This is a genomic window from Corticibacter populi, from assembly GCF_004217315.1.
Lineage (GTDB): Bacteria > Pseudomonadota > Gammaproteobacteria > Burkholderiales > Burkholderiaceae_C > Lampropedia > Lampropedia populi.
In genome coordinates, this window is the sequence record NZ_SGWR01000001.1 from 1,341,307 (window position 1) to 1,359,835 (window position 18,529).

An 18,529-nucleotide genomic window follows, 5' to 3' on the forward strand; every position below is an offset into this window, starting at 1 on the left:
GGCCGTCGGTCCGGCAGCACCTCCCGCATGACCGGCACCGCGGCGACATCGGCTGGAGCCGCGCCCGAGGCCACCCGGGTCGTCTTTACTTCAAGGCCTTGAAGCGCATGCGGTGCGGCCTCGCCGCCTCCTCGCCCAGGCGCCGCTTCTTGTCGGCCTCGTATTCCTGGTAATTGCCGTCGAAGAACACCCACTGGCTGTCACCTTCGGCGGCCAGGATGTGGGTGGCAATGCGGTCGAGGAACCAGCGGTCATGGCTGATGACCAGCACCGTGCCCGCATACTCCAACAACGCATCTTCGAGGGCACGCAGCGTCTCCACGTCCAGGTCATTGGAGGGCTCGTCGAGCAGCAACACGTTGCCGCCGGCAATCAAGGTCTTTGCCAAGTGTAACCGGCCCCGCTCGCCTCCCGAGAGGTTGCCGACCTTTTTCTGCTGATCCGACCCGTTGAAGTTGAACCGCCCGGCGTAGGCGCGGCTGGCCATCTGGAACTTGCCGACATTCATGATGTCCAGGCCGCCGGAAATATCCTCCCACACCGTCTTGTCGTCGGCCAGCGAATCGCGGCTCTGGTCCACATACGCGAGCTTGACGGTCGGGCCGATATCGACCTCCCCGCTGTCAGGCTGTTCACGTCCGGCCACCAGCTTGAAGAGCGTGGATTTGCCGGCACCGTTCGGGCCGATGATGCCGACGATCGCGCCAGCGGGAATGCTGAAGCTCAGGTTGTCGATCAGCACGCGATCGCCAAAGGACTTGCTGACATTCCGGAACTCGATGACCTTGGTGCCCAGGCGTTCGGCCACGGGAATGAAGATCTCCTGTGTCTCGTTGCGCTTCTGGTATTCGTGGTCGGACAGCTCCTCGAAGCGGGCAATGCGCGCCTTGCTCTTGGCCTGGCGGCCCTTGGCGTTCTGGCGCACCCACTCCAGTTCCTTCTTCAGCGCCTTGGCACGCGCCTCCTCCCCTTTCTGCTCGGCTTCCAGGCGCGCCTGCTTCTGAGTCAGCCATTCGCTGTAATTGCCCTTGTAGGGAATGCCATGGCCACGGTCGAGTTCGAGAATCCACTCGGCCGCGTTGTCGAGGAAGTAGCGATCATGGGTGATCGCCACCACCGTGCCGGAGAAGCGGTGCAGGAACTGTTCGAGCCACTCGACGCTCTCGGCATCCAGGTGGTTGGTCGGCTCGTCGAGCAGCAGCATGTCGGGCTTGGAGAGCAGCAGGCGGCACAGCGCCACGCGGCGCTTCTCGCCACCGGAGAGCAGGCCGACCTTGGCATCCCATGGCGGCAGGCGCAGCGCGTCGGCGGCGATCTCGAGCTGGTGCTCGGAATCGGTGCCGGCTGCGGCGATGATGCCTTCGAGGCGGGCCTGCTCGGCGGCCAGCGCATCGAAGTCGGCATCCGGCTCGGCATAGGCCTCGTAGACCTTCTCGAGCGCGGCGCGGGCGGCGAACACCTCGCCCATGGCCTCCTCGACACTCTCGCGCACGGTCTGATCGGGATCGAGCTGCGGCTCCTGCGGCAGATAGCCGATCTTCAGGCCCGGCATCGCAATGGCCTCGCCTTCGATCTCCTTGTCGACGCCGGCCATGATCTTGAGCAGGCTGGACTTGCCCGAACCGTTGAGCCCCAGCACGCCGATCTTGGCGCCGGGGAAGAAGCTCAGGGAAATGTCCTTGAGAATCTGCCGTTTGGGAGGAACCGTCTTGCTGACACGGTTCATCGAATACACATACTGAGCCATTGTTCAATGAGTCCTATAAAAACCACGGCGCTACCCGCTCCTGGAAGAGTCCAGGACCACGGGCATCGAAGAAAAGTTGGCAAGGGCGCGCAGCGCCCCTCCTTGAGGCCCTTGACGCGGAACGGGACGCAACGCTTTTGAATCGCTCCCTTTCAGCCCTTTTTGATGGGGGAATACAAGTCCTTGCACATTATCCGCGGACTTATGTCAGAATACCGGCCATTGCGGTCTTCAGGCAACCGCAATCGTCCAGACCGAGCGTTTGTTTCGCTGCGCTTGATGCCGGTGCCTGCACCGCGCCACAGCCAGTCATTCTAATCAACAACGCAAACCGCCCCGCACTGAGCGGCCATTCGCATGGCCGATGGGCAAAAACCATTACAACAAGCACTCCAGGTGCTCCTCAGAACTGTGACATTTGCATCATTGAACCTGTCCCCGGCCATCGTATCGGCAGTGACAGACATGGGCTATACCGAACCCACGCCCATCCAGACCCAGTCCATCCCCCTGATTCTGGCTGGCAAGGATCTGCTCGCCGGCGCCCAGACCGGCACCGGCAAGACCGCAGCCTTCGCGCTGCCACTCATCGAGCGCCTCTCCCAGGCGCCGGCAACCGGCCCGGGACGTCCCATCCGCGCGCTGATCCTCAGCCCCACACGTGAATTGGCCGCGCAGATCGAGGAGAACATCCGCGCCTATGCCAAGAACCTCGATCTCAAGTCCACCGTCATCTTCGGCGGCGTCGGCATGACGCCGCAGATCAGCCGCGTCAGCAAGGGCGTGGACATCCTGGTGGCCACCCCGGGCCGCCTGCTGGACCTGCATGGCCAGGGTCATCTGCGCCTCGACCAGGTCGAATACCTGGTACTCGACGAAGCCGACCGCATGCTCGACATGGGCTTCATCCACGACGTACGCAAGGTGCTGGCCGTGCTGCCGGCCGACAAGCAGTCGCTGCTGTTCTCGGCCACCTTCAGCGAAGAGATCAAGCAGCTCGCCAAGGGCTTGCTCAAGAGCCCCGAGTACATTCAGGTCACACCGCCCAACACCACGGTACAACGCATCAGCCAGGTGATCTGCCCGGTTGGCCGCAAGCAGAAGAAGCCTGCGCTGCTGAACATCATCTCGTCGCGCAACTGGAACCAGGTGCTGGTCTTTACCCGCACCAAATTCGGCGCAAACAACGTGGCCGAATACCTGAACCAGAATGGCATCTCGGCCATGGCACTGCATGGCAACAAGAGCCAGACCGCCCGCACCCAGGCACTCTCCAAGTTCAAGTCGGGCGAGTTGCGCGTGCTGGTGGCCACCGACATCGCCGCGCGCGGCATCGACATCGACGAGCTGCCACACGTGGTGAACTATGAAATCCCGAACGTGCCGGAGGACTATGTCCACCGCATCGGCCGTACCGGCCGCGCTGGCGCCGAAGGCCATGCCATCAGCCTGGTGTGCAAGGACGAGGAAGGCTTCATGATGGAGATCGAGCGCTTTACCAAGCAGGACATCCCGGTCGAGGCCATGCCCGAGTTCGGCCCCGAGCCCGATGAAGTGGCCGAGCCGATCGCCATGGGCCGTCAGACCCTCTGGGGTGGCGCCGGCAAACCACCCAGCCGCGACGTCATGCAGGCCGCCGCCAAGGCCGCGCGCCGCGAGATGATGGATCGCATGCAAACGCGCAACAAGCCCAAGGCATCGCGCACGCAGACCGCGACGAAGGGTGCAGAAGGGGCCAGCGCCCATGCCGACCATTCCTCTGGACAAGAGGATGCCGGCAGCTACAGCAATGATGGCAACGGCAAGCCCCAGCGCCGCAACCGCTTCCGCGCCGGCCGCAACAATCGCCCGCAACGCCAGGGCCAGCCCGGCGGCGAGGGCAACCAACCCGGCAATGCCGGCGGCAACCAGGGCAGGGCTCAGGGCAAGCCGGCGCAGCGCCAGGGCGCAGACAAGGCCAAACAGCAGCAGGGCGGCGGCGCCCGCTCACGCGATCCGCTGCTGCGTGCCGATGCACACCTGGGCACGCAAACCGGCATGTCGCTGGCTCCGGCCTACCGTGGCGATGCCTCGCGCCAGCCCGACCCGATGCGCACCAGCGTCGACAGCATGGCCCAGCGTGGCCGCCGCAACAATGGCGGTGGCAACCGCAACAAGCCGCGCGGCGGCCAGGGTGGTATCTCGCCCCTGCAGCACAGCGGCATGCACGGCAGCGGCAAGGGCGGCAACCGCTATTGAGCCTATGGGGATTGGCGCCCGCGCTGTATCCCCGCCCGGCCGGCCACGGCGGCCGGACCATGAAGACTGCACCATATGACCGTCCAGCAAAGCCTGCTACTGATCATCGCCTTGATCGCTGTCAGCGGCTTTTTCTCGATGGCCGAAATCTCACTGGCAGCAGCACGCCGCCTGCGTCTGCGCCAGCTCGCGGCCGATGGCGACGAACGGGCGCCGCGCATCCTGCAGATGCAAGAGCAGCCGGGCGACTACTTCACCGTGGTGCAGATTGGCCAGAATGCCATCGCCATTCTCGGTGGTATCGTTGGTGAGGGTGCCTTCAGCCCGTTCCTGACCGGGCTGCTGGAATACGGCATGGCGCCTGCGCTGGCACAGAAGCTGGGCTTCGTGCTCTCGTTCCTGCTGGTCACCTCGCTGTTCATCCTGTTTTCCGATCTGGTGCCCAAGCGGTTGGGCATGGCCGAGCCTGAAAGGCTCGCGATGCTGCTGCACCGGCCGATGCGCATCTGCATCGTGCTGCTACGCCCTCTCGTGTGGATCTACGGCAAGATCACCGACGGCCTCTTCAAGTTGCTTGGACTGCCGATGCTGCGCGACGAGCGCATCACCTCCGACGACATCCTCGCCATGACCGAGGCCGGCACACAGGCCGGCGTGCTGGCGCAGAACGAACAGCGCGTCATCGCCAACCTGTTCGACATGGACAGCCGCCAGGTCACCAGCGCCATGACTTCGCGCGACCGCATCGCCTTCTTCCTGCGCGACGACCCTGACGAGCTGATCCGCGCACGCATCGCCGAGGAGCCATACTCCACCTACCCGGTGTGCACGCATGACATCGACCACGTGGTCGGCTATGTCGATGCCAAGGATCTGTTCCAGCGCGCCCTCAACAACCAGCCGATCTCGCTCAAGGACGAGGCGCTGCTGCACAAGGCGCTGGTGATTCCCGACCGCCTGTCGCTGACCGAGACGATCGAACAGTTCCGCCAGGCACAAGAGGACTTCGCCGTCGTCGTCAACGAATACAGCCTGGTGGTCGGCATCGTCACCCTCAATGACGTGATGAGCACCGTGATGGGCGACCTGATGGGACCGGACGACGAGGAACTGATCGTCCAGCGCGATGCCAGTTCCTGGCTGATCGACGGCATCACCCCCATCGAAGACGTGCAGCACGTGCTGCGCATCGACGAGCTGCCGCACAGCGAGGAATACGACACGCTCGCTGGCTTCCTGATGGTGATGCTGCGCCGCGTACCGCGCCGCACCGACGCGGTGACTTGGGCCGGCTACAAGTTCGAGGTCATGGATGTCGACAGTTATCGCATCGACCAGGTGTTGGTCACACGGCTGAACGGCACCGTCGAAGCGCCCTCCCCGCCTGCCATCCCACAGATCAGCACGGCCGCCCAGGCCTGAGCATCGTTCGATAGCTTCGATGGCGCCCCACAAAAAGGGCACTCAGCCCACGCCTGTGCCGCTGGCTTGCGCGGGCGCGGGCGCCGCTACCGGCGGCGCATCGTTCTCGGCGCTGACCACATCGACGAATTCCCAGCGTTTCTGGGCCGCCAACACCGCATTCGGGTACTGAGCGCGGCCGCGACTGCCGTTGTAGCGGCCCAGCGCCATGAAGAGATCGCCCTTCTCGATATCCAGGTAGTGGCGCAGGATCACGTTGCCAAAGCGCAGATTGGTCTGCATGTGAAACAGCTTGGCAGGGTCGCCATCACCGATCACGCGCGTCCAGAACGGCATGATCTGCATGTAACCGCGTGCACCCACCACCGAGATTGCGTGCTTGCGAAAGGCACTCTCGACCTGAATCAGGCCCAGCACCATGGCGGTATCGAGACCGGCGCGACGGCTTTCATACCAGACCGTCTGCAGGAACTCATGGCGCACCGTCACATCGGGCTTGTAGCGCGCCAGCTTCTCGCTGGTCGCGGTAAGCCAACGCAGGTAATGCAGCCGTCCGGCGGTGTTGACGAACACCGGCTCAGGCGGAGAGCCATAGGCAATGGCCGACTGCAGGGCCGAACGCACAGAATCCGACAGCGGCTCCTCCAGCTGCCCGCCGGCATGCGCCCACCCCGGCAGGCCCAGCCCGAGTGCGCCGACCGAAGCCAAGCCCAGCCACTGGCGCCGCGACAGCAGAGGCACTGCAGATGGCCGAGAAACCCCAGGCAGATTGCGAGAGAAGCTATGCATCACCACATGAAAGGGCTTAGAACCTGTTTACGATCTTTTCATGGGCCACGTTGTCCCGACAGACGATGCGATGCAAGGCGCAAACCGCAGTCGGGCCGGTGGCCCGGCGAGGATTTGTCACGTCGCAGCGCGCGCCTGCCGGGACAACCCGAAGGGCAGGAGGTCAAAAACGCACCGGGCGGCGACGGGCGTCTTGCCCACTGCATTTTTGGCCTCCTGCGTGAACCATGAAAAGATCGTAAACAGGTTCTTAGGCTGCCCGCCATGTCCGGGTCAGCCCACGCCCTGTTCTTTCAGGAAAGCCATAATGTTACCGGAAGAAACTTTCTGTGGCGATTCCTGACGGCGATGCTGGTATTCGAACTGGCCTTCCTTGAGGTTGCGATCCGAGATCACCACCCGGTGCGGCACGCCAATCAGCTCCCAGTCGGCAAACATGGCACCGGGGCGCTCGCCACGGTCATCGAGAATCACGTCGACCCCGGCCTGGGCCAGTTGCGCGTGCAGTGCCTCGGCCGCCTCACGCACCGCCTCGCTGCGATCCATGCCGATCGGGCAGACCACCACCGTGAACGGTGCGATCGCGTCGGGCCAGATGATGCCGCGCTCGTCATGATTCTGCTCGATGGCCGCCGCCGGCAGGCGCGTGACGCCAATGCCGTAGCACCCCATCTCGAAGAAGCTCGGCTTGCCCGACTCGTCAAGGAAAGTGGCCTCCATCGCCTTGCTGTACTTGGTCCCCAGGTAGAAGATGTGACCGATCTCGATGCCGCGCTCAATCGCCAGCTCGCCTTGGCCGTCGGGCGAAGGGTCACCCGCCACCACGTTGCGAATATCGGCCACCAGTTCGGGCTCGGGCAGGTCGCGCCCCCAGTTGACACCGGTGTAGTGGAAGTCCACTTCATTGGCACCACACACCCAGTCGCCAAGCACCGCCACCTCGCGGTCGGCGATGATGCGCACCGGCTTTTGCAGGCCGATCGGACCCAGATAGCCGGGCTTGGCACCGAAGTGCTCGATGATCTCGGCCTCGGTGGCGAAACGGAAACCCTGGTCCAACCCCGGCACCTTGCCGACCTTGACCTCGTTCATGTCGTGGTCGCCGCGCAGCAGCAGCAGCCAAACCTGGCTGCCGGTGATGGCGCCTTGCTCGTCCAGCGTGTCGGTCGCCAGCACCAGCGACTTGACGGTGGTCCGCAGCGGGATCGACAGCAGGTCGGCCACGTCCGCGCAGGTGCTCTTGCCCGGCGTGGGCGTCTTGGCCAGCGGCTGGCCGGGTGCACTGCGCGGCCGGCTGGGCGCGGCTGCCTCGGCCTTCTCGATGTTGGCGGCGTAATCGCTGCCCGGGCAATAAATGATGGCGTCCTCGCCGGTGGCTGCGATCACCTGGAATTCCTCGCTCAGGTCTCCACCGATAGCGCCACTGTCGGCCGCCACAGCCCGGTAGCGCAGGCCGAAGCGGTCGAAAATGCGGCTGTAGGCCTCGCGCATGATCTGGTAACTCGCCTGCGCGCCGGCCTTGTCCTTGTCGAAGCTGTAGGCATCCTTCATGATGAATTCGCGCCCTCGCATCAGGCCGAAGCGCGGCCGGCGCTCATCGCGGAACTTGGTCTGGATCTGGTAGAGATTGACCGGCAACTGCTTGTAGCTGCGCAGCTCGCTGCGGGCGATGTCGGTGACCACTTCCTCGCTGGTGGGCTGCATCACGAAGTCGCGGCCGTGCCGGTCTTTCAGGCGCAGCAGCTCGGGCCCCATCTTCTCGAAGCGGCCGGTCTCCTGCCACAGCTCGCCGGGCTGCACCAGCGGCATGCTCAACTCGACGGCACCGGCACGGTTCATCTCCTCGCGCACGATGGCCGCCACCTTGTGCAGCACCCGCAGCCCCATCGGCATGTAGGTGTAGATGCCGGCGCTAACGCGCCGGATCAGCCCCGCACGGATCATCAGCTTGTGGCTGACGACTTCGGCATCGGCCGGCGCTTCTTTGTAGGTGGAGACGAAAAATTGCGAAGCTTTCATGGAACGGAACCGGACGGTCGTAAGGGGAGTGCCCATTGGCTGCGCGGGGCAGTCGGGGCATAATGTCTTCAATTGAAATTGAAGGTGCAATTATGCTCGACAGGGACGGTTTCCGACCGAATGTCGGCATCATATTGCTCAACCAGAGGAACCAGGTTTTCTGGGGCAAACGCATACGGACGCACAGTTGGCAATTCCCGCAAGGCGGCATCGACCGCGGTGAAAAACCCGAACAGGCCATGTTCCGGGAATTGCATGAGGAGGTGGGACTGCACCCGCACCACGTCCGTGTCATCGCCCGTACCCGCGACTGGTTGCGCTATGAGGTGCCGGACCGCTTCATCCGCCGCGATGCGCGCGGACACTACCGGGGCCAGAAACAGATCTGGTACCTGCTGCAATTGGTCGGCAACGACTGGGATCTGAACCTGCGTGCCACCGACCACCCCGAGTTCGACGCCTGGCGCTGGAACGAGTACTGGGTGCCACTGGACGTGGTGGTCGAGTTCAAGCGTGGCGTCTATGAGATGGCGCTGACCGAACTCTCGCGCTTCGTGCCGCGCGGGGAGCCGCGCAACCGCTACCTGCGCGGCGGCTACCGCAACATCCGCCCGTCCATGCCCGAGCCGGAGGCAGAAGGCACCGCCGCGACGGTGGCGCTTGAGTTGCCCCGCGCGGGCATGCGGCGCACCGGCGCACGCACCAGTTCGATGCTGGTGGGCGCCAATGCGCCGCTGCCTCCCGGGGCCAGTTTCGACCCCGATCCGGCCGGTCCCAGCCGCTCCTGATCTGATCCTGCGTGCGCTTTCTGCATGCTCCGCGCAGTAACGGTCGCGGTCGCTGCGCCTATTGCGGCCCCGGCTCGGCCGCACCCAGTGGCTGGCTCGCCGCATGGCTGCGCAGGCGCATGCCATTGGCCACTACGGCGAGGCTGATGCCCAGGTCGGCGACCACCGCCATCCACATCGTGGCCATGCCTGCCATGGCCAGCAGCAGAAACACGGCCTTGCCGGCCAGCGCCAGCACGATGTTCTGCCAGACGATGGCATGGGTCTGGCGCGCCAGCCGGAACACCGCCGGCAGCGCCCGCAGATGGCCGCCCATCAGCACCACGTCCGCCGTCTCCGCGGCAAGGTCGGTGGCATGCGGGCCACCCATCGCGATGCCCAGCGAGGCCTGCGCCAGCGCCGGAGCATCGTTGATGCCATCGCCAACCATGGCGGTGGCGCCATGCACCTGATTGAGCTTGGTCACGGCCACCAGTTTGTCCTGTGGCAGCAGCCCTCCCTGCGCATCGGCGATGCCGATCCGTTCTGCCATGTGCCGGGCCGCTTCGGGGCTGTCGCCGCTGAGCATCACGGTGTGCAGTCCCATCTGCTGCAGGCTGGCGACCGCCTGGCGCGCCTCGCCGCGCAGCGTATCGGTGACGGCAAACAGCGCGACGAGCCGACCTCCCCAGGCCAGCGCGGTCACGGAAAAGCCCTGAGCCCGCCACTGCGCAATGCGCGTCAGGGCCGCTCCGTCCGGCTGACCGACAGATTGCTGCGCCAGCCAGTGCAAGCTGCCCAGCCGCAAAGGCCGGGACTGCCAGTCGGCCACCATCCCGGAGCCGGGCGCTTCCTCGGCCGCCAGCTGTGCGGCCAGACTCGCATCGGCATGGCCTTGGGCAGCCAACCCAGCAGCAATGGCGCTGGCCACCGGATGCCGGGAGTGCACGGCAACGGCCTGGCCCAGCAGCAGCCAGCGCGCCGTAGTGGCGCTGGCTGACGCGCGATCCGGCGGCGCCAGCAGGCACCAGTCTTCCAACCGGGGACGGCCTTCGGTGAGCGTGCCGGTCTTGTCGAACGCCACGGCCCGAATGGCCTGGGCCTTCTCCAGCGCCTGCCCCCCCTTGAACAGCACACCATGGCGCGCCGCATTGCCCAGTGCACTGACGATGGCCACCGGTGTGGCTATCACCAGCGCGCAGGGACAGGCGATGACCAGCAGTGCCAGTGCCCGGTAGAGCGCCTCCATCCAACCCCAGCCCAGCATCGGCAGCACCAGCGCCACCAGCAGCGCCAGCACCATCACGATGGGAGTGTAGATGGCGGCAAAACGATCGACGGTGCGCTGGATCGGTGCCTGCTCCTGCTGCGACTGAGCGACCATCTGCACGATGCGGTCGAGCATCGTGTGGCCTGCCGTGTCGGTAACACGCATCCGCAGCGAGCCGTTGCTGTTGATGCTGCCGGCATACAAGGCATCGCCCGGCTGCTTGTCCACCGGCGTGCTCTCGCCGGTGATCGGGGCCTGGTCGACGGCGCTGTGGCCGTGCAGCACCTGGCCATCGAGGGCGATGCGCTCGCCCGGCGCAATGAGGAGGGTGTCTCCGGGTTGCACGGCCTGCACTGCCACCAGCTCGACCTGCCCATCCGCCCCCTGCCGGCGCACGGTCTGCGGCACGCCGGCCATCAGGTCGCGCACCGCACTGCGGGCCCGTGCCATGGCCGAGTCCTCGAGCTTCTCGGCGGCCACGAACAAGGCCATGACCATGGCAGCCTCGGCCCAGTGGCCGATCAGGAAGGCACCGGTGACGGCCACCGACATCAGCGCCAGAATGTTCAGGCGGCCATGCAGCAAGGCCTTGAGCCCACTGCGGTACACGCCCAGCCCGGCCGCCGCGATGGCAGCCAGCGCCAATGCCATGCCCGCAGCTGCCAGCCACGCCGTGTTGCCGGATACATGGTCGGTCAGCTCGGCGGCCAGGCCCAACGACAGGGCCAGCACCACGCGCCACCAGGGGGCCAGCACACCGTGATCATGGCCATGCTTTTGGCTATCCGCCTGGCCATGGTCATGATGGTCTGCCGGGCCGGCATGACTGCAATGGCAGCAGGCAGGGGTGTGCGGTGCATCGGGCATGGGTTCGGGCCGGATGCCCTGTGCTTCGGTTATTCTGTCCATTCCGGCATTGAGCACCTTGAAGCGGCTTGAAGGTCAAGCCGCACCCGCCAATGCCCTTGAAACTGCGGTGGCATTGACTGCACCGGACCCCGATCAAAGGCTTCCGTCATGACGGCACCCTCGACATCCTCCCATCCCCTGCTGCGCATCGGCGAGGCGGCACGCCAAAGCGGCGTCTCGCCCGCCAACATCCGCCACTACGAGCGCGCCGGCCTGCTGCCGCCCGCCGCCCGCCAGGACAACCACTACCGCGGTTACAGCGCCGAGGATATCCACCTGCTGCGCCTGATCCGCCTGTGCCGCTCGCTGGACATGTCGCTCGAGGAAATCCGCGAGATCATGGCACTGGACAGCCAGCGCCCGGCCGACTGCCAACAGGCCACCCATACCATCGCCAGCCACCTGGCACATGTGCAGCAGCGCATCGCGGAACTGCGGCAACTGGAGCAGCGGCTGCAGGCCCTGCTGGCCGCCTGCAACGGACAGCAGCAAACCTGCCGGATCATCGAGGCACTGCACACCCAGGCCGACAGGCTCGACACCCATGCATCGGCAGCCCCCAGCGCCAGGCCGCGCCACGTCTGAGCGCGGCCAACGCCCTGCAAGCATCCTGCAAACGCCGATTGCCCACCAGCCATGCGCATCGCCAGCCCGTCTCAAGACTTCGCCAGGCACCTGCACGAGTGGTGGCTGCTGTGGTGGAACAACCTCTACCTCGGCTGCGCCATGCTGGTGCTGCTGGCCTATCCCAGCAGCCACCGACCCGCAGTCTGGCGCCTGGTGATGCGACGCGTCTACGAACGCCTGCACTGGCCGCTGCTGCTGTTCGTCGCCATCGGCGGCCTGACCAGCACGGTGATCACGCAGATCGTGGCGCAAACGCTCTTCAGCTACGGCCTGCTGCACACCACTGCCGCGCTGCTGATCCGCACCATCCTGGTGGAGCTCGTGCCCATCGCGGCCGCGCTGGTGGTGGCCATCAAGCTGACCATCCCGCTGGGTGCCGAGCTGGCCACGCTGCGCCACAAGCGGCACTTCGAGCAACTGGCGGCGGCTGGCGCCGATGCGCTGCGCGTGGAATTCCTGCCACGCCTGCTGATGGGCATCTATGCGGCCGTCATGTTCGCAGTGTGCGGCAGCGCCATCGTGCTGCTGACCATCTACCTGGGCATCTATGGCTATACCACCGCCGGCCTGCCGGTCTTCACGCACGCATTCGGCCGCACCATGACGCCGCTGTATGGCGCCATCTTTGCGGCCAAGGCCATCGCCTTCGGTTTCGTCGTGGCACTGATCCCGCTGACCACCGCGTTCTACGATGCGCGCTACGGTCTGCGCAGCGACTCCGAACTGGCCACGCTGGCGCGCCTGCTGGCCATTCTGGCGCTGGTCGAGGTGGTATCCTTGGTCGCCAATTACTACTGATCGGGGCACGATGGCGCTCCGAGGACCTGCCCTCCTGTCCAGACGCTGCCGGTCATGCCGGCCCGTGCCAGCCAGCCCAGCGACCATGCGCGATGACTGACAACCGCCCTTCCCCGGAGCCCGCCCCCGCGCCGCGCCCTGACACCAGATCCTCGCTGGGGCTGCCGCTGATCGCGCCGGTGCGGCATCTGCACATCAAATCCATGCTGCTGATGCTGGTGACGCTGCTGCTGACCCTGGGTGCCTTCGGCTACCTGCTGTATGCACGCGGCGTCTTCGAGGAAAAGCAGACGCTGATCCTGACCGCCGAGGATTCGGAAGGGATTGCCATCGGCATGGACCTGACATTCTCGGGCTTTCCGATCGGTTCCGTGCGGCAGATCGAGCTGACCGACACCGGCGGCGTGCGCATCATCATCGACGTGCCGGAGAAGAACGCGCACCGGCTGCGTGAATCGAGCATCTTCACGATGGTGCGCAATGTGCTCGGCAGCACCAGCCTCAAGGCCTACACCGGTGTCTGGGACGACCCGCCGCTGCCGGACATGGCCGAGCGGCCGGTGCTCTATGGCGATGCCTCGGCCGAGATTCCGCAGCTGATGGCCTCGGCACGCACGCTGCTGAGCAACCTCGCCGGCCTCACGGCCAGCGATTCGGATCTTGCCAGCAGCCTAGCGCACCTCAACCAGCTCAGCGCGGCTTTGGGCGGCAGCGGCGCCGAAGGGGGCGCCCTGCAGATGCTGCTGGGCAACGGCACCGAGGCGCAGCAGCTGCAATCGGCACTGCAGCAGGCCAATACCTTGTTGCAGCGACTCAACCGCATCGCTGGCCGCGCCGATGAACAGGTCTTCGGCCAGTCCGGACTGATGCGCGATGCCCACGCTGCAACCCGGCAGCTTGACGCCCTGTTGGCCGAGACCCGCACCAGCCTGCGCCAGCTCGACGCCATTCTCGGCGACGCCAAAACGATCAGCGGCAATGTCAGCAACGCCAGCGAGGACCTGGACGAACTGCGCGCCGAGATCGAACGCAATCTGCGCCGCATCGACAGCATGATGGCGCACTTGCAGGACCTCTGGCCGCTGCGCCAGAACCACCGCATCGAACTGCCCTGAAGGCCAGCAGACCATGCCCGCATCCTTCCTTCCCCCCGTCAATGCCGCCGCTACGGGGCATCTGCCACGGCGCGCAACATGGTGGCTGGCATGGATGCTTGCGGCACTGGGAGCACTGCTATTGACCGGCTGCGCCAGCCGGGCCCCGACACCGGATTGGCAAAGCCAGGCCGGCACGGCCCTCCAACACGCGCAAGCGGCCTACTTCGACGGGCGTGGCCCAGTCCACGCCCTGGAGTTGGCGCTGGCTCGCCAGCAGCTCGCACGCACCGCTTCGCCGCAGGAGCTGGCGCGACTGGAGTTGCGCCAGTGCGCCCTGCAGGCCGCCAGCCTCGACTGGCAGCCATGCACGGCCTTCGAGCCGCTGCGCGGTGCAGCGGAAGCACCGGAGCGGGCCTACGCCGCCTATCTGGATGGCACCAGGCTCTCCGCTGCCGAGCAGGCCCTGCTGCCCGCCTCCCAGCGCGCAGCAGCCGGTCTGCATCAGCTCGATGCAGCCAGCCTGGCGACCGTTGCCAGCATCAACGAGCCGCTCTCTCGCCTGCTCGCCGCCGCACTGCTGTACCGGCGCAGCGGCGCGCTGAGCCCTGAACTGCTGCAAACGGCCGTTGATACCGCGTCGCAGCAGGGCTGGCGCCGGCCGCTGCTGGCCTGGCTGTTGCGCCAGCAAAGCTATGCCCAAGAGCATCAGCTGAGCGCACTGCAGGAATCGACCCGGCTGCGCATCGCCATCATCGAGGGCCAGGGCGAATTGCCCTGACAATCCCCGGTTTCATCATTTCCCTGCCATTGCCCCACCTTAGCCATGCCCGGCATGGCCACCCAAAGTTTTCCCGACCACCATGCACATCGACATCCAAATCCTCGACTCCCGCCTGCAGACCCAACTGCCCAGCTACGCCACCGCCGGCAGCGCGGGGCTGGACTTGCGCGCCTGCCTGCAAGAGCCGCTGGTGCTGCAGCCGGGCCAGCCTGCCGAGCTGGTGCCCACCGGCATCGCCATGTACCTGAAGGATCCCGGCTATGCCGCGCTGATCCTGCCGCGTTCGGGCCTGGGCCACAAGCAGGGGCTGGTGCTGGGCAATCTGGTCGGCCTGATCGACAGCGACTACCAGGGGCAGCTGATGGTCAGCGCCTGGAACCGCAGCGCGCAGCCGATCCGCATCGAGCCGCTCGACCGCATTGCCCAGCTGGTGATCGTGCCGGTGGTGCAGGCGCAGTTCAACATCGTCAAGGCGTTCCCCAGCTCGGAGCGTGGCAGCGGCGGCTACGGCTCCACCGGCAAGCAGTAAGATTGGAGCCGGCGGCAGGCACGACAGGCGGCGTGCCACGGCATCACCGCCGCCGTGCTACTTGCGCCGCGCCTGCCGCACGCCGGCGACGGTGCGCACCGCATCGAGCACGTTGTGCAGACGCGTGGCGCTCTGCACCTCGACCGTGAAGGTCATGCTGGCGGTGTTCTTGTGGCTGCGCGTCTGCACGCCGATGACATTGGTGCGCTCGCGGGTGAAGACGTCGGAGATGTCGCGCAGCAGGCCCTGCCGGTCGGCCGCCTCGACCTGGATGTCCACCGGGTAGACCGCCTTGCGGTGGCCGCTGTCGGCCGCCGCCGCATCGTCCCACTGTACGTCGATGACGCGTTCGGGCGAATGCTCGAGCATCTTCAGGAAATTCGGGCAATCGTGCCGGTGGATGCCCACGCCCTTGCCGCGCGTGATGAAGCCGCCGATCTCGTCGGGCGGTGCCGGCATGCAGCACTTGGCCAGATGGGTCATCAGCGAATCCATGCCGACGACCAGCACCTTGCCCGAACCGCCGCTGCGCGGCTTGCGCACCACAACGCCATCGTCGCCGGCCACCTCTTCCGCGGGCGCGGGGTTGAGCAGTACCTCCAGCGCGCGCATCGAGAACTCGTCCTTGCCGACCACCTCGAAGAAGGCCTCGGCGGACTTGAAGCCGAGCTGCTCGGCAATGTCCTCGAGCTTCATGGCCGTCTTGCCCTCGCGCTGCAGCACCTTCTCGACGATCTCGCGCCCCTTGGCAATGGTCTCCTGCAGCGCCTGCGCGTTGAACCAGGCACGCACCTTGCTGCGCGCGCGCTGGCTGCACAGAAAGCCCAGATCCTTGTTGAGCCAGTCGCGCGAGGGTCCCCCCTCCTTGGCGGCGATGATCTCGACGGTCTGGCCATTCTGCAGCGGCGTGTTGAGGGCCACCATCTGACCATCGACCTTGGCGCCGCGGCAACGGTGCCCCAGGCTGGTATGCACCGTGTAGGCGAAGTCCACTGCCGTGGCGCCCTTGGGCAGCTCGACGATGGAGGCATTGGGCGTGAGCACGTAGATGCGGTCATCGAACAGGCCGAGCTGGCTGACCTGCACCGAGTCGGCGAATTCACGCTCCCAGGCCAGCAGCTGGCGCAGCACGGCGATCTTGGTGTCGTAGTCGCCATTGGCACTCACGCCGGCATAGCCCTTGACGCCGGCCTCCTTGTAGGCCCAGTGCGCGGCCACTCCGGTTTCGGCATGGTCGTGCATGGCCTGGGTGCGGATCTGGATCTCCACGGCCCGTCCGGCCTCGTCGCGCACCACCGTGTGCAGCGACTGGTAGCCGTTGGGCTTGGGCTTGGCGATGTAGTCGTCGAACTCCTCTGGCACCGGCTGGAAGTGCTCGTGCACCCAGCTCAGCGCCGCATAGCACTCCTCGACGCCCTGCACGATGATGCGCATGGCACGGATGTCGAACAGCTGGTCAAAGGCCAGCGACTTGCCGCGCATCTTCTTGACGATGCTGTAGATGTGCTTGGGCCGCCCCTGCACGGTGGCATGGATGCCCCGCTCCTGCAGTTGCAGCTGCACGCTCGCGCACAGCTCGCGCATGTACTGCTCGCGCTCGCGGCGCTTCTCGTCAAGCAGCCGCGCCACTTCACGGTAGGTATCGGGCTCGAGAAAACGGAACGCCAGATCCTCGATCTCCCACTTGAGCTGCCAGATACCCAGGCGATTGGCCAGCGGCGCGAAGACGTAAAGGCTTTCCTCGGCCAGCGGTCGATCGACCGGCACCTTGGAGGCGGCGTGGTAGCGCAACGTCTGCAGCCGCGAGGCCAGGCGGATCAGCACCACGCGCAGGTCGCGCGAAAAGGCCAGCAGCATCTTGCGCACCGTCTCGGTGTGCTCGGCCTTGGCCTCGCCCTGTTTGCTGGCGCCAGAGCCACTGCGGGCCTGGCCCTGCACCTGCATGAGCTTGGAGGTTTCCACCGCCAGCGAGGCATAGGTATCGCCAAAACGCTTGGCAATGGCCTCGTAGGGATTGTTCAGGTGGAACGAGGCATAAATCAGGTAGGTCGCTGCCTGCATGGCCTCGGAGCCGCCGATGGATGCCAGGATCTCGGCCACGGCATTGGCGTGGTCAAGCACATTCTCGCCATTGCGCAGCAACTCGCCGGCCAGCAGCGGCTCGGCAAAGGCGCGCGCGCGCGCCAGCATGTCCTGCTGCTGCGGCAGCATGGTGCTGGCCGCGCTGAGTACGAAGGGCGGCGCAGCATCCTGCTTGCCATCCGCCCTGGCGTGCATGGTTTCGGCAGATTTGACAAGCGGTGCGTTCATACGATGGCCACGAAGGAAAGGGCGATGCCCAGAATGCGAAGCTGGCGCTGGTGCGGTGATGCAGGTGCGGTTGCGTGTTGCGGATAGGGATGTCCGAGTGCGGCGCTCACGGAACGGTGCCGCCCTCCCGGGCACTCCGGTGCAGCAGGTGCGGTGTGCGGCAATGATACGCACACGCCCGGATGCACGCTGTCAGTCAACATCGTCAAACCCGGGCGGCTGCGCGTCAATCAGGAATGGCAGCACCACCGCCGTCTGGTCGGCATGCACCAGCGTCGGCGCATGGCCCACCCGCGCGAACTCCACCAGCCTCGCCCTGGGTCCGCGCAGCGTCATCCGCTGTGCCGCCTCGCGGGTGAGCAAATCCGACTCCGCTCCTCTCAAGAGCAATGTCTGTGCCTGGATGCCATCATACAACTGCCACAGCAGGTGCTCGTTGGCGGCGGCTGCCGCCTCCGTCATGTCGGCAAACGCCACGGCAATGGCCGGGTCGTAGTGCAGGCCCAGGCGGCCGTTGTCGAGCGGGCGTAGCATGGGCCTCGAGAGCGCCAGCCACTCGGCATCGCTGTGCGGGCCGAAACTCGCGGCAACGCGGCGCAGGTAGTCGGCCGCCTGCTGCTCCGAGTCGAACTCCGGCTGCTGACCAAGGTAAGTACCGATGCGCTGTATCGAGGCCCAGGTAATCACCGGGCCCACGTCATTGAGTACCAGACGCCGCAGCACCACCCGCCCGGGCGGCGGTGGCAGGGCCGCCACCGCCATGCCGATCAGCCCGCCCATGCTGGTGCCCACCCAGTCGAGTTGCGTCACGGGCCGTCCTGCGGCGGCCGACTCTGCCAGCACCGTCTGCAGCAGCGTCAGCATGTCGGCTACATAAAAGGGCACCTGGTAGGACTGCGGGTCGGCCAACCAGTCGCTGCGGCCACGCCCCACCACATCCGGGCATATGACACGCGCATGCAGGCTGAGCTGGCGCGCCAGCACGTCGAAGTCGCGCCCATTGCGGCTGAGGCCATGCACGCAGAGAATCAGATGCCCGTCATCACCGCTTTCGGCGGCCGGCCAGTCCCAATAGGCCATGCGATGCATTTGCGCGTGCGCGGCGCCATTCGGGCCCGCTGCACTGGCGCCCTGGCAAGCGACGAAACGCAGAATCGGTTGAGCTTGTTCGGTCATGCGCATGGCCCCGGTTCATAATGGTGGCTCGGGTTCACATCGTCCCCCGG

Annotated in this window: 14 protein-coding genes; 8 read left to right on the plus strand and 6 right to left on the minus strand. The window is 65.9% G+C overall.

Annotated features, from left to right (window positions below; genetic code table 11):
- Window positions 1-85 precede the first annotated feature (85 nt).
- Window positions 86-1,747, minus strand: a complete 1,662-nt coding sequence (gene ettA / locus EV687_RS06060; RefSeq protein WP_122226931.1) for an energy-dependent translational throttle protein EttA — start codon at window positions 1,745-1,747, stop codon at window positions 86-88.
- 411 nt (window positions 1,748-2,158) lie between these two features.
- On the opposite strand from ettA, the gene EV687_RS06065 reads away from it, so the two are divergent.
- Together EV687_RS06065 and paeA are read left to right on the plus strand one after the other, a co-directional pair.
- Window positions 2,159-3,985 carry a DEAD/DEAH box helicase gene (locus tag EV687_RS06065; RefSeq protein ID WP_122226933.1) on the plus strand — a complete coding sequence of 609 codons (1,827 nt, stop codon included), beginning with the start codon at window positions 2,159-2,161 and terminating at the stop codon, window positions 3,983-3,985.
- Window positions 3,986-4,060: 75 nt separating this feature from the next.
- Complete coding sequence (gene paeA, locus EV687_RS06070; protein ID WP_122226935.1) at window positions 4,061-5,407, plus strand: polyamine export protein PaeA; 1,347 nt, start codon at window positions 4,061-4,063, stop codon at window positions 5,405-5,407.
- Between the two features lie 42 nt (window positions 5,408-5,449).
- On the opposite strand, the gene EV687_RS06075 is transcribed toward paeA, so the two are convergent.
- Together EV687_RS06075 and EV687_RS06080 are read right to left on the minus strand one after the other, a co-directional pair.
- On the minus strand, window positions 5,450-6,196 hold the full coding sequence (locus EV687_RS06075) for a lytic transglycosylase domain-containing protein (protein ID WP_122226937.1): 747 nt from the start codon (window positions 6,194-6,196) through the stop codon (window positions 5,450-5,452).
- A 273-nt stretch (window positions 6,197-6,469) separates the two neighbouring features.
- Window positions 6,470-8,215: a proline--tRNA ligase gene (locus EV687_RS06080; protein WP_122226939.1), complete on the minus strand. Its 1,746-nt coding sequence runs from the start codon at window positions 8,213-8,215 to the stop codon at window positions 6,470-6,472.
- Window positions 8,216-8,307: 92 nt separating this feature from the next.
- Between EV687_RS06080 and EV687_RS06085 the strand changes: the two genes are divergently transcribed.
- A complete protein-coding gene (locus tag EV687_RS06085) occupies window positions 8,308-9,003 on the plus strand; it encodes an RNA pyrophosphohydrolase (RefSeq protein ID WP_122226941.1) in 696 nt (231 codons plus the stop codon).
- Window positions 9,004-9,061: 58 nt separating this feature from the next.
- Here EV687_RS06085 and EV687_RS06090 read toward each other — a convergent pair whose 3' ends face one another.
- A complete protein-coding gene (locus tag EV687_RS06090) occupies window positions 9,062-11,008 on the minus strand; it encodes a heavy metal translocating P-type ATPase (protein ID WP_122226943.1) in 1,947 nt (648 codons plus the stop codon).
- Between the two features lie 261 nt (window positions 11,009-11,269).
- Between EV687_RS06090 and EV687_RS06095 the strand changes: the two genes are divergently transcribed.
- The 5 genes from EV687_RS06095 (at window position 11,270) to dut (ending at window position 14,993) form a co-directional block, all read left to right on the plus strand.
- A complete protein-coding gene (locus EV687_RS06095; protein ID WP_122226945.1) occupies window positions 11,270-11,746 on the plus strand; it encodes a MerR family transcriptional regulator in 477 nt (158 codons plus the stop codon).
- A 51-nt stretch (window positions 11,747-11,797) separates the two neighbouring features.
- Complete coding sequence (locus EV687_RS06100; RefSeq protein WP_122226947.1) at window positions 11,798-12,586, plus strand: ABC transporter permease; 789 nt, start codon at window positions 11,798-11,800, stop codon at window positions 12,584-12,586.
- A gap of 92 nt (window positions 12,587-12,678) precedes the next feature.
- A complete protein-coding gene (locus EV687_RS06105; RefSeq protein WP_122226949.1) occupies window positions 12,679-13,701 on the plus strand; it encodes an MlaD family protein in 1,023 nt (340 codons plus the stop codon).
- 13 nt (window positions 13,702-13,714) lie between these two features.
- Window positions 13,715-14,461 (plus strand): hypothetical protein, encoded by a 747-nt coding sequence (locus EV687_RS06110; protein ID WP_242612486.1) that lies wholly within the window; start codon window positions 13,715-13,717, stop codon window positions 14,459-14,461.
- Window positions 14,462-14,543: 82 nt separating this feature from the next.
- Window positions 14,544-14,993 (plus strand): dUTP diphosphatase, encoded by a 450-nt coding sequence (dut, locus tag EV687_RS06115; RefSeq protein ID WP_122226953.1) that lies wholly within the window; start codon window positions 14,544-14,546, stop codon window positions 14,991-14,993.
- 57 nt (window positions 14,994-15,050) lie between these two features.
- Here dut and EV687_RS06120 read toward each other — a convergent pair whose 3' ends face one another.
- The gene (locus tag EV687_RS06120) at window positions 15,051-17,303 is read right to left on the minus strand and encodes a RelA/SpoT family protein (RefSeq protein WP_423201065.1); all 2,253 of its coding nucleotides are present in this window, start codon (window positions 17,301-17,303) and stop codon (window positions 15,051-15,053) included.
- 192 nt (window positions 17,304-17,495) lie between these two features.
- Window positions 17,496-18,479: an alpha/beta fold hydrolase gene (locus EV687_RS06125; RefSeq protein ID WP_242612487.1), complete on the minus strand. Its 984-nt coding sequence runs from the start codon at window positions 18,477-18,479 to the stop codon at window positions 17,496-17,498.
- Between the last annotated feature and the right edge of the window lie 50 nt (window positions 18,480-18,529).

Coding starts and splice junctions, on each gene's coding strand:
- EV687_RS06120 (WP_423201065.1), bottom strand. CDS start 17,303: ATGAACGCACCGCTTGTCAAATCTGCCGAAACCATGCACGCCAGGGCG.
- EV687_RS06110 (WP_242612486.1), top strand. CDS start 13,715: ATGCCCGCATCCTTCCTTCCCCCCGTCAATGCCGCCGCTACGGGGCAT.
- paeA (WP_122226935.1), top strand. CDS start 4,061: ATGACCGTCCAGCAAAGCCTGCTACTGATCATCGCCTTGATCGCTGTC.
- EV687_RS06075 (WP_122226937.1), bottom strand. CDS start 6,196: ATGCATAGCTTCTCTCGCAATCTGCCTGGGGTTTCTCGGCCATCTGCA.
- EV687_RS06095 (WP_122226945.1), top strand. CDS start 11,270: ATGACGGCACCCTCGACATCCTCCCATCCCCTGCTGCGCATCGGCGAG.
- dut (WP_122226953.1), top strand. CDS start 14,544: ATGCACATCGACATCCAAATCCTCGACTCCCGCCTGCAGACCCAACTG.
- EV687_RS06080 (WP_122226939.1), bottom strand. CDS start 8,215: ATGAAAGCTTCGCAATTTTTCGTCTCCACCTACAAAGAAGCGCCGGCC.
- EV687_RS06125 (WP_242612487.1), bottom strand. CDS start 18,479: ATGACCGAACAAGCTCAACCGATTCTGCGTTTCGTCGCTTGCCAGGGC.
- EV687_RS06085 (WP_122226941.1), top strand. CDS start 8,308: ATGCTCGACAGGGACGGTTTCCGACCGAATGTCGGCATCATATTGCTC.
- EV687_RS06105 (WP_122226949.1), top strand. CDS start 12,679: ATGACTGACAACCGCCCTTCCCCGGAGCCCGCCCCCGCGCCGCGCCCT.
- ettA (WP_122226931.1), bottom strand. CDS start 1,747: ATGGCTCAGTATGTGTATTCGATGAACCGTGTCAGCAAGACGGTTCCT.
- EV687_RS06100 (WP_122226947.1), top strand. CDS start 11,798: ATGCGCATCGCCAGCCCGTCTCAAGACTTCGCCAGGCACCTGCACGAG.